Genomic DNA, 13994 nt, shown 5'->3' with positions numbered 1-13994 from the left:
GCTACATGAAAATCTATAAAGCGATGATTTGGTCAGATGATCCGGAAAAGCCGGGGCAACGTGTAAGTGTAGCTGCAGAAAACTTGGATGATGCCAAAAGGCGTTTGGAGGCGGAATACGGTGAAGGTCGCGTATTTGATTTGCATAATGAGGAAGATGCGGCCCGCCCGCGTTAACATAGGATACGTCCGGGCGATGTGTTGTTGCGTGACGAGCCGACGCTGATTCCGACCGAATCGGGCTAGGTCGCCATCGCAGCAAACGTAGTCCGGATGAATCGTAGCGCATCCGGATCGCACCTCTATGTGCCGAAATTTATCCGACGCCTTGAGGCAACCGAGCGAGCGGGCTGCTTACCAGCATTCAGGCGGGCGCGGGCAACAGCGTCCAGAACTTCACCTACACCTATGATCTCGGCAACTAGCTGAGCCGTGCCGATGCCAATACCGCTTGAGCGAGAGCTTCCGCTATGACGCGCTCAATCGTCTGACCTCGGCCACCGTCGGGATGAATCCGGCCAAAACCTTCACCTATAATGCGATCGGCAACCTTCTCTCGAAGTCGGATGTCGGGACCTACAGCTATCCGGCGCCAGGCCAGCCGCGTCCGCATGCGGTGACGGGTATCAGCGGCGGTGCGCTGACTACGACCTTCACTTATGACCAGAATGGCAATGTGACCTCAGGAGCGGGGCTGTCATACGAATATAGATCGTTCGACATGCCGACATATATCACCCGCGGTACGACAACTATCCTCATCAGTTACGATCCCGAGCATCACCGCTTCCGTCAATCAACACCCAGCGGCATGACGCTGTATCTGTGGGACCCGCGGGGCAGCGGCGTGAATGCCGAGCGGTTCACCAGTAGCGGTCCTGTGCGCTGGACCAATTATTTGTTTGCCGGTGGCGAGATGATCGGCATGCGTCGACTTCAGCGACGAGACCACCTACACGCGATACTTCCACAAGGATCATCTCGGCTCGATCGCCACCATCACCAATGAGACCGGGGCGGTGGTGGAGCGCCTGTCTTACGATGCCTTCGGCAAGCGGCGGCATCCGAACGGCACCGACGATCCGGCCGGCGCCATCATCAGCCAGACGACACGCAGCTATGCCGGGCACGAGATGCTGCCCGACGACGGCCAGTTCGCGTGAAGAAAACACATCAAAGCAAAATCAACGCGGCATCAAATGCCGCGACATCCTAGTGTGGTGGATCGGAAAGTCCGCTTCATTGTTGCTGCACTCTCACCAAGCGAGCTTCTGATCCCAATCACACTAGAATCAGTACATTGCCAGTGTCCCTCGAAGCCGAAGTTCGCAAAAGAGGTGCGGCATAGTCATGCGGACTTGGGATTCGGGACACTAGGGAACCTGAGGCTCCAATAAAGCTGCGCCCGCTAATAGAAGAATGCCGCCAAGCGCGATAAGCGCCAGGCCGGGCCAATGTGTTGCAAGTCCGAAGAGGCCAGTGCGGGGCTCCAGGGTTGCGCGCGGTCGGCGCCGGGCCGGACCGCTGAGCGGCCCTTGCCAGATAATTTGCTTCACGAGGTACAGTACTCCAGCGATTGTCAGCAATGCACCAAGCCAGATGATGAATATCATCGTCGTCACCCTGGACAATTCAGCAGCGCGCGCACGGAGATCAAAGCATACACCATATTCTTCGAATTGCCGGGCTTCTCGGTTCGACCGGCGTAGCGCTGCGTGACTATCTTTGGCGGCGGCCTTGTGTCGGACCAAGAGGACCTTTGCGCTCACGCGAAAGCCCCTCCGGCGGCTGACCGCCATACTCACCCTGTCCCACGTCCTTCGCTTTAGCGGGATCCACGTCATAAGTCCCGCCCCTGATATCCCGATTTTTCTCCGGTTGAGCGGGGTTCTCGAAACGACGTTGGTGTTTGTCCGCGCCAGGCATGAAGGCCTCCTCCGGATTCAAACGAAAACCCCCTGGATGGTCAGGACGTTCCCGGAGTGATGTCAATTTTTGCGTGACGGTTCGCGCGAAACGCTCTGGCGATGTGCTCAAACCTACAGTCCTCTATCCTTTATCCGTTGTCCTTTGTCGTTCGTCCGTTGTCCGTCGGCGCACTAGCGGGACAATAACGCTCTTCACGCGATGTCTTCGCGCTTTCCTTGAGATGATGACATGATCGATGCACATCCTGTTACTGACATATCAGTCAGAGCGGCCTGAGCCATTTGCTGGCTCCTGAGCGATTGAAACGAGGCGTCAATTCAAGGGAACGTTCCATGAGAAATCTGCCAGAACGAGACTCGCCAGAAAGAGATATGCCCGATCATGGAATTTCGGTCAGTCGGTTCTCGACCCGCCCGCTGTATCTTCAGGCCCGTGACGCCATTGCGCAGCGCATCGCCGCCGGCGAGTGGAAGCCGCACGTGGCCATTCCGAACGAAAACGAGCTGGCACGCACGTTCGGCGTCAGTCCCGGAACGATGCGCAAGGCCCTGGACCTGGCGGAAGCAGAGCGCTTGCTGACTCGCCGCCAGGGCCGCGGCACGTTCGTCAATGATCCATCGTCCGGCGAGCAGCGGGAGCGTTACAACAGCATCCGGGGCCGTGACGGCAAGCGGATCTGTGGAGACGTGGAGGTGCTGAACCTTCTCGAGACCACGGTGAATGAGCGCGAGTGCCTGCGCTTGCGCCTGCGTCTGCGCGAACGGGTGATCCGTATCCGCCGCCTGCGGTTGACGGATGGCAAGCCCTATATGCTCGAGGATGTAGCGATGCCTGCGAAGCTGTTCCCTAACCTGACGACGCATCAGGACGCCTCCCAGCGTTTCGTAGTGCTGGCGCAGCAATTCGGCGTGTTGCTCGGTAAAGGCGAGGAGCGGCTGGCCATCGGCGCCGCGGCGCCCGATGTGGCGGCGGCGCTGCAGGTTGAGGAGGGGGCCACGGTCATGCGGCTCGATCGCGTGATCTACACCCTCGAAGGCAAGCCCGCAGAATGGCGCCTCGGACAATGCCTGATGGAAGGCCGGCACTATCTGGCGGAACTGAACTAGCCGGATTGCGATGCGATGCAGTGCGCCGATAACGGCGCGCCTGCATTCGCATTCATGCACACGCCGTATCGATGCGCGCCGACCACATTCCACATTATTTTGTGTGTCGTCGATCGCTATCTGCGCGCAACCTCGATCGTGCGCATTCGAAAATCCGCTATTCGTCACCGGACTTGTGAAGCGCTAACGCTCCGCGCACCAATCGGTTGAGATCATAACAGTCGCGTGCCAGAATCTTTCTGCGTCACGAGCCTTGCATGAGTTCTTGGCCGAACGGGCAGATTTCGGAAGCGTCCAATTTCGGACATGTCCATGTCGGCGCGATGCGAAGGCCCGAGACGATACGGAGCCGCAGGCCTCAAGCGATTGGGGTTACCCGATGCAGCCTTGCGGACTTTTCGGAGGAAGTGATTTTTACACCTGAAAGACTTTTTGCGACGACTTGACGGCTGTGCGGCGATTGCCCGTCGCGCAGCCGTCATTTTGGTTTGCGGCGTTTTGTGACGGAGAGGCGCGTCGATGCTCGAACGGCACGGCCGCTCAAGAGATCATTGCCTTGACCGCCGCAGTGAAATGGGCGCCTGCATAAAAATGGGCGCCGCCATCGATTGGCGGCGCCCATATCGTGGTGTTGATGACAAATCTTGTGCGGCGATAGTGGCCGAGCACCGTTGTATCGTCTCCTTGACACATCCAGGCGGCATATGAGGCGCTGCCGCCGAATGAGTCATTTGAGCCAAGGAGAGCGCTGGCCTCAGCCCCAATGGTGGTAATGGAGACCCACCCATCCACGGTGAAATGCGAACGATGCTATCCATGAGGATCGTCGGCGCCGGGAGGGGACCACCATTTCCGACGGTCCAGATCGCAATAGTGGTGGCAGCGACAGTTGCCTTTTGTTCTTGCCGTTCTTGCTCCGAAATTTCCGAAGAGCAAACACGATCGAAACGTCACGGCGTATGGATCCCCGCTGTCGCGGGGACGACCGAAATTGAAATAATGGCCCTTGCGCAAAATCGTCGCTTGACATTTCCCTCGATATAGGATTTATTTCCTTTCACCTCGTCCCGCTGAAGAGGGCGTTTCATGAGCGTCGTGAGACGCGGGGCGGGGCGGGGCGGGGCGGGGAGCGGTGGCCGTTGGGTGCGAAGGACGTATCGCATGCAGCGGAGGCCCAAGCTGCGATGATCCGGCTCACCGGCCGTGGGTCACCAGCGGAGGATAACAAGAAGAGCCGCCCGGTGTCGTCCGGTCCACGGTGTCTGTCCTCCGGGGTTGTCGCAGAGCAAGTCTCAAACACCGCGCGCGGAACGCCGGATTCTTTCGGCGGTTCGTGGTGCTACCAATCTCATGCGCTTTACTCACATCGCGCATGGGGCCGCGGGCAGGCTGAGAGCCCGGCGTTCCGCGCGCCCTTCATTATGAAGGGCTTCAAGCGGCGGTTTGGACGACGGCGTACCCCGCGCCGCTAAACAACAGGGGCGATGACGCATGCCTCATCCGATCTCTGGTCTTATCCAATCGGGTCTTTCGATTAATTCGATCAGAGAATGACGAAATACGGCTAATAAATCTCATGATTTCGCAAAGCCCGCGGTTACATCTGCCGATTTAAATGCGCCAGCTCGCAGGATCGATTTGCGAGCCTCTTCCCACCCGATCTCGACGGGATCTCTCTCCCATGCCCCAAGAGGGCTTTTGCAGACAGAAAGATGGAGATGATTATGGTGAATCTGAAAGGGCGTTGCGCCATTGCGGTCGTTGTCATGGGCGCCGCACTGGTTACTGCCGCCCCAGCTATGTTCTTTGCAGCCGGTGATGCGGTTGCTCAAACAGGCAGCCCCGCTTCGTCTCCCGCTGCCAGCTCCAGCGGCTACACGGCACAGGGCAATATCAGTCCAACGGCGGATCAGGTTCAGTCATTCGTCCAAAGCCTCGAGAATTTCGTGGGCCAGTCGCTCGCTGGTCCCGCCCCGGCCGTGGGTGCGAAAGTTCCTGAAGGCGTGAAAACGCAGCCGATGCCGCCGGCCGCTGCAGCGGCTGTTCCAGAGGTCAAGGATCATCATGTTGCGAAGATGGATGACCAGACCATCCTGATTGTCGACCCGGCCACCGGCCAGATCGTCGGCATGATTTCTGCGTCAGATGGCAGCGCGACCACGGGGGCAGGTACGCCGAGCACGCCGGCCCCGGGTTCGAACGGCAGCAAATAGCCGGCGGTCTTGCACGCGCTTGGATCTAACTCAGTGTGTTCTGGCGCGGCGCGCTCGATGCGTCACCTCAGTGCCCGGCCGCGCTCCCTGCGGCCGGGCACTCAAGGGTTCGCGTGTTCGGTTTCGATGTCGTGAAGAGAGGTCAAAATCATTGGCCACGGGCTGGAAGGAGCGACTTTTACTTACTTGCTGCGCTTCGGTTCCGGAAAGCCATAACTACGATATCGATCATCGCTTGGCATCATTTTCGAGTCTGTTTGAAATTATCGTCCTGTAAAACCCATGGAGAAGAAGATGAAGACGTGGTCCATACTCGTGGCGACGGCAGTGTTCACACTTGCAGTCGGTCCGGCCTCCGCTGCGCCATCGACCCAGCGCAGCGCCGCATCGATTGAGTGTTCGAAGGAGGCGGATGCGAAAGGCTTGCATGGCAAGAAGCGCAAGGAATTCCGGGAAAAGTGCAAGTATGATCTCAAAAAAACTGGCGGCATGAGCACTGACGGAATGGGTCGCCGGGACAGCCAGCCCCGGGATAGCCGTGGCCGCTTCACCAGCGAAGATAGCCGCCAGCTCTGGGGGCGGGACAGCCAAAAAGGCTTTGGCCGGAGTCAGTAAGGGGCTTTCGTCAATGAGATCGCCCTTATTCTTCGAGATGCGTCGTTCGGCACGCTCTTCAGAATGAGGGCGATCGACGAATAGATGGGGACGATGAGAAACTGGTCTTGGATGAAACGGCAACCGATGAAACGTTTGCCGTTTCTATTTGTCCTGGCATTCTTTGTGACTGGGGGACGAGCCGACGCACAGCCAACTCCGCAGAATATTCCAACGCCGCAGATCGTTAAGGTCGGTGTGTATGTCAGCCCGCCCTTCGTCCTGAAGAACGACGATGGCTATTCGGGAATGGCGGTAGAGCTTTGGCAAAAGGCCACTGCCGATTTGAGCGTCGTTTCAGAATATCAGGAGTTTCCGAACACGGCCGATCTCATGGGCGCCGTAGCAGACGGCAGGGTCCATGCCGCGGTGACAAACCTCACGATCACAAAAGCCCGCGCACAGACCGTCGATTTCACACAGCCCTGGTTCGATTCCGGTTTAAGGGTGATGGTCCATTCCGATGCGCGCGGGAGCATGATGGCTCTATGGGAAGGGCTGAGGGAGGCTGGGCATCTTGCGAATTTTGCCTGGATCGCGGCCATCATGCTGGTGGCGACGGCGCTGATGACGATCTTTGATCGAAAGCTGGATGCCGAGTTTCCTAAACGGTGGCGCGAGGGGCTCGCAGAAAATCTTTATCACGTCATTTCTCTTGCGACCACAGGCGAGGCGTCCCGCAAAAATCTGTTCGGCTGGGTAGGGCGAATTGGAGAGGCCATGTGGCTTCTGTGCAGCGTTGCTGTGATCGCGTATGTCGCCTCCTCGATCACGAGCGTCATGACGGCGTCCCACATCTCGAACCAGATCAAGAGTGTCGCCGATCTGCAAGGCAGGATTGTGGGTGTGCGCGCGGGAAGCGTGGCCGAAGACTATCTGCAAACCTTCAAGCTCAGAAGGAGGCCCTTCAATCACATCAATGAGGCGGCAGAGGCGCTGGTGAAGCGCGAGATAGCGGCCGTCGTGGATGACAGTTCAATTCTGGAGTATTTCACCCATACGCATCCGCACCTGCCACTGGATGTCGTTGGCAATACATTTCGATCCGAGAAATACGGTTTTGCTTTCACCGCCGGAAGCGCGCTGACCAAACCGGTCTCTCTAAGGATTATCGGGCTTCAGGAAAATGGGGAGGTCGAAAAACTGAAAGCACGGTATTTCGGTTTCAAGCCTTGATCGTGGCCATGCGATTTGTCTTGGCCAGCGATATCGGTAGCGGGGCGGTGCCGAGCGCCGGCATCTTATCGAATGTTTTATTTTGTTGCGATAAGAAGCCGAGAGAAACCGAAAACTACGATGAAGATCCTAGCTTGGTTCCGATGACGACAGGCCATATCAGAAGCCTGATCTGTGGTGAATCTATGGAAACGCCGAAGCAGAAGAAGAGCCGACCTCGCCGGCTCCCGCACCAAGTCAGACGACCTTCTGAGGGGGAGTTATGAGGAGCGTTTCCCGCAGGGGCTTCCTTCAGACCGGTGCGGCAGCAGGCGTTGTGTTTAATGTTACGTCGCTGCCCCTGGTCGCTCACGCGCGGTTGCTGGAAACTCCGCCACAACCTGGTCCGGACTGGATATCTGCCGACGGACGGCCGAGATACCGGATCGACGCGCTAGCCAAAGTCACTGGGGCAAAGACCTTCTCGCGCGACTATCGTGCCCGCGATCTTTCCGGCTGGCCACCGGAGCAATCTCATGCATTTCTGATTCGCGCGACCAAGGCTGATCACATATTCGAGGGCATCGATCTCACAGTGTTAGGTGATGATCTCAAGCCCGATCGCGTGGTGATGCATGAGGATCTGGTTGCCGATGGAATTGCTATGCCGCAGCCCGATTTTTACGGCGATGTGTTTCTGGTGCCACGAGGTGAGACGCCTCGGCTGCTGGGTCAGCCGGTGGCTTTGCTGATCTATCGCGACTTCGCCCGTTTCGATGCAGCGAAACGCCGGATCCGCTTCGATGATAAGGTCGTCCGCTATGGAAAGCAGACGCCGTATAACCATCCGCCTCATTATGGCGCGGCGCGCTACGTCCGTATCGATGGCGGGTCTGCGACTGCAGAGGACCGCTATTCCGCCTTCAAGGACGCCGTGATCTTCGGGACATTTGCTGGCGATGAAGTCGTCTGGCCGGCTGCAGGTCAAAGCAACGCCATGGCGCGTGGCATGCAAGTGGCGGCGGAGATCAAGCAAGAAATTGCGGCCTCAGGCGATGACGCGCTCGTGCTCAGGCGCAATTACTTCTCTCAATCGATCGATGCGTCGGCCATGGAGGCGGACAACGGAAACGTCTGGTACGACGCGGCTGCAAACGTGCTGCACGTAATGGTCGCGACCCAATCGCCCTATGATATGGCCAAGCTCATGGCCGAGCTGATATCGAAATCGAAGTTTCCCCTGAAGCAAGTCGATCTCAACGTCGGCTATACGGTCGGCTACGGCACCAAAGACCATCATGTATTTCCGTTCTTCTGCGCGGTCGCCGGACTTTATGGCGAGGGAAGGCCGGTGCGTCTCGCCAATGACAGGTTCGAGCAGTTTCAGATGGCTTTAAAGCGTCATGCCTTCTGGATGGACAACACGCTCGTCATCGATCGCGCCACCGGCAAGTTTCGCGTGATGACCTGCCAGTTCAAGATGAATGGCGGCGGCAGGAAAAACTATTCATTCGATGTCGCCAACGTGAGTGTCACGGCGGCGCAGTCAATCTACTACCTGCCGAAGAGCGATATGTCTGTTGCCGCCTTGGCCTCACGTGCGGTGGAGGCAGGCTCGACGCGCGGTTACGGCACGCTGCAAAGCATGTCAGCCACCGAGATGATGGTCGATGAGGCGGCGGAGCTTCTCGGCATCGATCCCATCGAACTGCGGCTCAGGAATGTCTTCGATTCAGGCATGAAGAATACGCAGGGCGCAATCCCTGCTGGTGTTTTGCGTAACAAGGAAATTCTCCTGAAGGCAAGAGCGCACCCCCTCTGGACACAACGCGCGGCAAAGAAAAAGACGTTTGAAGGAGAGAACCCCGGCAAAAAATATGGCGTCGGTTACGGCCACGTGCAGAAGGATTATGGCTGCGGAGCAGAGGCCGCGGTCGCCTCCGTCGAATTCGATCCACGCGGTCGGATAACTCTTCGCCATGTTGCGAATGAGATGGGGACCGGGGCAACAACTTCGCAGCCCATCATGGTTGGCGAAATCCTCGGTCGTGTGCCCGACACCACCGAATTTGGCGTCGTGCGTTGGCCACAAATGCCGCTCGAGACCACGGACGAGCCCTATACGATGAGCCAGGAGGAGGAGGACCGGCGCAAGAATAATCCGCGCTGGACACCGCGCTTTACAGCGGCGATCTCCGCGACCAACAGTGTCTATTTTCTCGGCCATGCAACGCGCGAAGCGGCGCGCACCCTTGTCGACTTTGCGCTCTGGCCGGCGGCAAAATCGCTATGGTCTCGCGGCATCGGCGGTGGAATGTTCGCCCCCTACGACGTGCGCCGAGAAGATCTTCGCTTCGCACACGGCAAGGTCAATGCCGGCGGTCTGCCGACGCTGACCTTCGAACAAGTGGCGGCGGAAGCGCATCGCTTGGGGCTGGTCTGCGGGGTAACCGTCCATACCTTCAACCGCTGGCAATGGGCTGAAGCGGATTTCGACGTTCCGGACCTGCGGCGGGTGAGCCTTGCAGTTGATGCGCTTGCGTTGCGCTATGGTGAAGGGTCATCAGCGGAGCGGAAAGCACTGATGACAGCCGGTGGCTGGCACTTCATTGAACGCGCGGCGGTGCGCTATCCGCCGGTTCAACGTAATAATGCCGGTGTCACCTATTATTCGCCGGTTGCGACACTGGTCGAAGTCGCAGTCGATACGGCGACGGGCGACGTGCATCTCCTCTCCCACCATTCGCTGATGGATTGTGGTCGCCAGGTGGTGCCGGAGCTTGTGTCCGGCCAACTCCAGGGCGGTATCGCCATGGGGATCGGGCATGCTTTGAAGGAGTATCTCCCTCTTTATGAAGACGGCCCCGGCAACGGCACGTGGAATTGGAATCGCTATGTGCTGCCGAGGGCGAAGGATGCCGCCGTTTGGACCCAGAGTGCAGAATTGCTGCCGCCACTTTCCGAGACCGATCCGCCGAAAGGGATCGCGGAAGTGGTGATGATCGCGGTGGTGCCTGCCATCGCCAATGCGGTCGCCCATGCGATTGGCAAGCGTTTTTACGAACTGCCGATCACCCCTGATAAGGTCCTGAAGGCCGTGTCATGACGATTGAGACGAAGCCTTTTTCCCTTTCCATCAACGGCCAAAAAGCCGGTCCCTTCGAGGTGCCGCAAGGAATGATGATGCTCGATTTTCTCCACGAGTATCTCAACCTTACCGGTGCGCGAATGGGTTGCGGTCAGGGAATCTGCCATGCTTGCACGGTCATCGTTGAAAACAAGGATGGTTCGCTTCGCGAGATGCGCACTTGCATCACGGGAGCACATTGGTTCGCCGACAAGCAGGTGCGGACAATCGAAGGTCATGCAAAGCATGACGCGAACGGCAAACTCGTCGCCCTGTCGCCCGTGCAACAGGCTTTCATCGAGCATTTCGCATTCCAATGTGGCTATTGCACGCCCGGTTTCGTTACAGGAGCCACTGTCTTTCTTGAACAGTTGAGACGTGAGCCCGTCTCCCGCGCAAAGCTCGATGAGGCGATTATCGCCGCACTCGACAAGCATATCTGTCGCTGTACCGGTTATGTGCGGTATCTTGAAGCCGTGCGCGATGTCGCACTGAAGACACCCGGTCTGGTGGTCGGCTGATTGGATTGTCCATGAGGAAACGAACAATCCTGCTCGGAATCGCTGCCGTAGCCATTGCGGGATTTGCCGTTGCCGCAGGCGTGTTTTTCGGTCTCTTTCAGTCCAGTGTCGTGGCGAAGGATGTCGCAACACCGCTCACGGCCGACGAGATGAAGCGGCTTGCACCGCGAGGCGCCTATATAGCGACAGTTGCCGATTGCTACGCCTGTCATACCGCGAAAGGCGGAGCTCCCTGGGCCGGCGGGATGCCTTTCCAGACGCCGTTCGGTACGCTTTATGCGACAAACATTTCTCCGGACAAGGAGTTCGGCATCGGCAACTGGACCCGCGCCGATTTTCACCGCGCCATGCAAGATGGAATCGGCAAGACCGGAGCAAATCTCTACCCGGCCATGCCCTATACGTCCTATCGTCAGATGTCTTCCGAGGATGTCGATGCCATCTTCGCTTATCTCATGACCCGCGAGCCCATGCGGGTCGAAAACAGGAAGAACGAGCTCGCTTTTCCTTTCAGCATCCGCCGATCCCTGGCTTTCTGGAATCTCATCAACCTGCATGGCGGCGGTTTTGTCCCCGATGACAAACGTTCGGCGGTCTGGAACCGGGGTCGCTACATCGTCGATGCATTGGCCCATTGCGGCGAGTGCCATACGCCGCGGAACCTGATGCAGGGCATGAAAGCGGCGGATTATCTCAAAGGTGCGGTGATTGAAGGAGTGGAGGCTCCCGACATCACCAAGGAAGGTCTCACTCGGATGGGCTTCCAACCGTTGACACTTGCCCAGTTCATGAAATCGGGTGTGTCGGCGCTAGGCTCGATGACTAACCAGATGTTCGAGGTCGTCCATTTCTCGACGCAATATATGCGCGATGAGGATCTGACGGCCATGTCGGCCTACCTGTTCGACCTTGATAGCATGCCCGCCACATCGCCTGCGCCTCCTGCACCTGCACCCGTCGATGTGCCAGCTCAAGTGGCGACCGCCGCGCGAGCCACCTACGACAACCTCTGTGCAGGATGTCATGGCGCCAATGGTCAAGGGATTCCGCATGTCGCCGTTCCACTCTTAACGAATGTATCGTTGAGAATCGCGAGCGCACGCAACCTGGTCCACGCCGTGCTGCATGGAATTCCAGCCCAGCGCTTTCCCGGGCTTGAGCGGATGGAGCCGATGCCGGGTTTCGCAGACCTCCTTGATGACCACGCCATTGCCGATCTTGCCAACTGGATGCGTGCGCGTTGGGGCGGACAGCAGCCCAATCTGACGGCCCAGGATATTGCGAAGCTGCGGTAGGATGACTGCCTATCCCAATCGCCAATCTCGACATTATTTTTTTGATGCGCATGTTGTCGGCGCCGGTTTGTCGGCGAAACGGCCGACAATCCAGTCGATCACGGAATTGGCGCTGAGCTGAGCAATTGAGAGATGGTCGGCCTTCATTTCGAGGACTTGGACGACGCCGCCGTTCTGGCAGAGGGCTTTTGCAAAGTCCTGGGTGAGGGCTGGAATGATCAGGCGGTCGTCACGCCCCTGCGCCAACAAGATCGGCGCATTCGGTGGCCGGCGGACCGGTGTATTACGGACAATGAATTCGCTCCAAGGCTCGGTTTTTACTGGATTGGATTTCAGGAATTGCTTCTTGATGAAGCGGATGGCCATGCTGTCGATGAAAAGATCGAACCGGCTGGTGAGGCATTCGTCGCCGATCCAGTTCACATATCGAAGCTTATCGGCGTCGATGATTGCATCGAGCTCTGCACCATAGACCCTCGACCAGGACAATAGGGCAAGCGCGGTAAAGACCTGACCTGCAGAGGTGGAGCGATCGTCCTTGAATAGCGAGGCGAGCTCAATGGCTGGAGCCGCCGCGGCAACTCCGACGAGCTTTAACTCCGGCGCGTAGCTGGCCGTCAGGTCACCGCTCCACAACGCCGCATGGCCCCTTGTGAGTGCCCCCAGACCGTGAACGTCTCGCTCGCTTTGGTCAGCGTACGCGCGGCGCGAACCGAATCGATGACGGTACGGCCCGCACTTAAACCCACTAGATAAGGATGTGGGCCGAGGGTGCCGAGGCCAGCATAGTCTATCAGATTGCTCGCCGCCCCATCAGCATATGATAGAGCCAAAGCACCACGACGGAGCCAATCACAGCAACGATCAGGCTGTAGATATTGAATCCGGTAACGCCGGTTGCACCAAACAGACTGAACAGAAAGCCGCCGGCGAGAGCGCCAATGATGCCAAGAAAAATATCGAACAGCATACCTTGCCCGCTCTTGTCGACAATTTTGCTAGCGAGAAAGCCAGCCACCAGGCCAAGCAGAATCCATCCGAAAATCGACATGACGCATGTCCTTCCAGCGGCTCCGGACTCAAAGAGTCGCGGAGCGTTACATGTTCAATCAAATGACGTGGCGCGCCGCTATCTCACTTCTGAGTGAGGGCAGCAGCAACCTGTTGAAGACTTGGAATGGTACCGTTGGCCGTCAGCTTGCCGATGATCTGCGGAAGATTCTGTGCCAGCATCGATAGCAGCTGCTGTTCGCTCATGTTGGCCTGTTGTGCCGCATTGCTAACGGTCTGCGGACCGAGAGCCGCGCCGAGCTCCCCCGGTGCAATCGGCTTTTGATCGCCGGCCGTATTGCCTACCCAGGAGTTCACCTTATCACCATGGCCAGCATTCTTGAGTTTGTCGAGCAGGCCACCTACGCCGCCAAGAAGCCCGCCATCCGGCGCACTGGCTGCCGGCGTTGACGCCTGTGCGCCACCACCACTCATCATCTTGCCGACAAGAAGAGCACCGAGAGCAATCATTAGTGGCTTGGTGAGATTGCCGCCGGGCGCCGAGCTATCCATCGCCCCGGTTACTTCGTCTAACAGTCCCATATCTAATCTCCTTCTTGAGCTGGAATGATGTGTGGTGGTTTCTGCTTATCCGTTTGATCGGTCCATATTGCCGTAATAGCGGGCATTCATTTGGAATCATGTGAGAGTGCCGTTGCTATTGGCGCCGTTGACGTGTCTCTTTCGACGATGGGTTTTTGGTAAAGCAGCACTGACGCGCATATTGAACGCGGGTGTGTTGCGGAAGGTTTAGAGAAGTTAGGAAACTCTCGCCAAAAATTGCTCTAAACCCGCCGGGCCCACGAGGGGTTCTGATCTCTGCGCGTCGGAGATCACGATCGCTGCTTTTGAAAGCAGGGCGTTCTTCCAGCGAGAGACAATATTCTTTTGAAAAACTTTGAAAGATTGAATCGATTGCACGCCGAGCTGCGATCAATTTAGTTC

13 protein-coding genes are annotated in these 13994 nt (G+C 57.8%); 10 read left to right on the top strand and 3 right to left on the bottom strand.

Going from position 1 to position 13994, the window contains the following annotated elements; translation table 11 throughout:
* Positions 1-5 precede the first annotated feature (5 nt).
* From CAK95_RS29475 to CAK95_RS27980, 10 genes are all read left to right on the top strand, one after another.
* Positions 6-176 (top strand): hypothetical protein, encoded by a 171-nt coding sequence (locus CAK95_RS29475; RefSeq protein WP_157699780.1) that lies wholly within the window; start codon positions 6-8, stop codon positions 174-176.
* A gap of 274 nt (positions 177-450) precedes the next feature.
* Positions 451-1008, top strand: a complete 558-nt coding sequence (locus CAK95_RS28020) for a hypothetical protein (RefSeq protein WP_086090955.1) — start codon at positions 451-453, stop codon at positions 1006-1008.
* Between the two features lie 10 nt (positions 1009-1018).
* Positions 1019-1162, top strand: a complete 144-nt coding sequence (locus CAK95_RS29470) for a hypothetical protein (RefSeq protein ID WP_157699779.1) — start codon at positions 1019-1021, stop codon at positions 1160-1162.
* Positions 1163-2299: 1137 nt separating this feature from the next.
* Positions 2300-3034 (top strand): GntR family transcriptional regulator, encoded by a 735-nt coding sequence (locus tag CAK95_RS28010; protein ID WP_183044195.1) that lies wholly within the window; start codon positions 2300-2302, stop codon positions 3032-3034.
* A 1724-nt stretch (positions 3035-4758) separates the two neighbouring features.
* On the top strand, positions 4759-5247 hold the full coding sequence (locus tag CAK95_RS28005) for a hypothetical protein (protein WP_147413585.1): 489 nt from the start codon (positions 4759-4761) through the stop codon (positions 5245-5247).
* Between the two features lie 282 nt (positions 5248-5529).
* Positions 5530-5862, top strand: coding sequence for a PsiF family protein (locus tag CAK95_RS30330; protein WP_086090952.1), 333 nt, complete (start codon positions 5530-5532; stop codon positions 5860-5862).
* A 126-nt stretch (positions 5863-5988) separates the two neighbouring features.
* Positions 5989-7077 (top strand): transporter substrate-binding domain-containing protein, encoded by a 1089-nt coding sequence (locus CAK95_RS27995; RefSeq protein ID WP_086091704.1) that lies wholly within the window; start codon positions 5989-5991, stop codon positions 7075-7077.
* A gap of 262 nt (positions 7078-7339) precedes the next feature.
* Complete coding sequence (locus CAK95_RS27990; protein ID WP_086090951.1) at positions 7340-10162, top strand: xanthine dehydrogenase family protein molybdopterin-binding subunit; 2823 nt, start codon at positions 7340-7342, stop codon at positions 10160-10162.
* Positions 10159-10704 carry a (2Fe-2S)-binding protein gene (locus CAK95_RS27985; RefSeq protein ID WP_086090950.1) on the top strand — a complete coding sequence of 182 codons (546 nt, stop codon included), beginning with the start codon at positions 10159-10161 and terminating at the stop codon, positions 10702-10704. The genes CAK95_RS27990 and CAK95_RS27985 overlap by 4 nt, the downstream gene beginning before the upstream one ends.
* An 11-nt stretch (positions 10705-10715) precedes the next feature.
* A complete protein-coding gene (locus tag CAK95_RS27980; RefSeq protein WP_086090949.1) occupies positions 10716-11999 on the top strand; it encodes a cytochrome c in 1284 nt (427 codons plus the stop codon).
* Between the two features lie 33 nt (positions 12000-12032).
* On the opposite strand, the gene CAK95_RS27975 is transcribed toward CAK95_RS27980, so the two are convergent.
* From CAK95_RS27975 to CAK95_RS27965, 3 genes are all read right to left on the bottom strand, one after another.
* Entirely contained in the window at positions 12033-12635 is a 603-nt protein-coding gene (locus CAK95_RS27975; RefSeq protein WP_157699778.1) for a lipase family protein, read from the bottom strand.
* Between the two features lie 157 nt (positions 12636-12792).
* Positions 12793-13050, bottom strand: a complete 258-nt coding sequence (locus CAK95_RS27970; RefSeq protein WP_086090947.1) for a GlsB/YeaQ/YmgE family stress response membrane protein — start codon at positions 13048-13050, stop codon at positions 12793-12795.
* 83 nt (positions 13051-13133) lie between these two features.
* Positions 13134-13592, bottom strand: a complete 459-nt coding sequence (locus CAK95_RS27965) for a YidB family protein (protein ID WP_245303552.1) — start codon at positions 13590-13592, stop codon at positions 13134-13136.
* Between the last annotated feature and the right edge of the window lie 402 nt (positions 13593-13994).

Origin of the sequence: Pseudorhodoplanes sinuspersici (assembly GCF_002119765.1) — a bacterium.
In the GTDB taxonomy this organism is placed as follows: Bacteria; Pseudomonadota; Alphaproteobacteria; order Rhizobiales; family Xanthobacteraceae; genus Pseudorhodoplanes; species Pseudorhodoplanes sinuspersici.
Note: the sequence above shows the minus strand (reverse complement) of the source record. Positions and strands in the feature narration are given on the sequence as shown.

Bases quoted from the DNA above. Each gene is read 5' to 3' on its own strand.
- CAK95_RS29475 (WP_157699780.1), top strand. From the start codon at position 6: ATGAAAATCTATAAAGCGATGATTTGGTCAGATGATCCGGAAAAGCCG.
- CAK95_RS28010 (WP_183044195.1), top strand. From the start codon at position 2,300: ATGCCCGATCATGGAATTTCGGTCAGTCGGTTCTCGACCCGCCCGCTG.
- CAK95_RS28005 (WP_147413585.1), top strand. From the start codon at position 4,759: ATGGTGAATCTGAAAGGGCGTTGCGCCATTGCGGTCGTTGTCATGGGC.
- CAK95_RS30330 (WP_086090952.1), top strand. From the start codon at position 5,530: ATGGAGAAGAAGATGAAGACGTGGTCCATACTCGTGGCGACGGCAGTG.
- CAK95_RS27995 (WP_086091704.1), top strand. From the start codon at position 5,989: ATGAAACGTTTGCCGTTTCTATTTGTCCTGGCATTCTTTGTGACTGGG.
- CAK95_RS27990 (WP_086090951.1), top strand. From the start codon at position 7,340: ATGAGGAGCGTTTCCCGCAGGGGCTTCCTTCAGACCGGTGCGGCAGCA.
- CAK95_RS27985 (WP_086090950.1), top strand. From the start codon at position 10,159: ATGACGATTGAGACGAAGCCTTTTTCCCTTTCCATCAACGGCCAAAAA.
- CAK95_RS27980 (WP_086090949.1), top strand. From the start codon at position 10,716: ATGAGGAAACGAACAATCCTGCTCGGAATCGCTGCCGTAGCCATTGCG.
- CAK95_RS27970 (WP_086090947.1), bottom strand. From the start codon at position 13,050: ATGTCGATTTTCGGATGGATTCTGCTTGGCCTGGTGGCTGGCTTTCTC.
- CAK95_RS27965 (WP_245303552.1), bottom strand. From the start codon at position 13,592: ATGGGACTGTTAGACGAAGTAACCGGGGCGATGGATAGCTCGGCGCCC.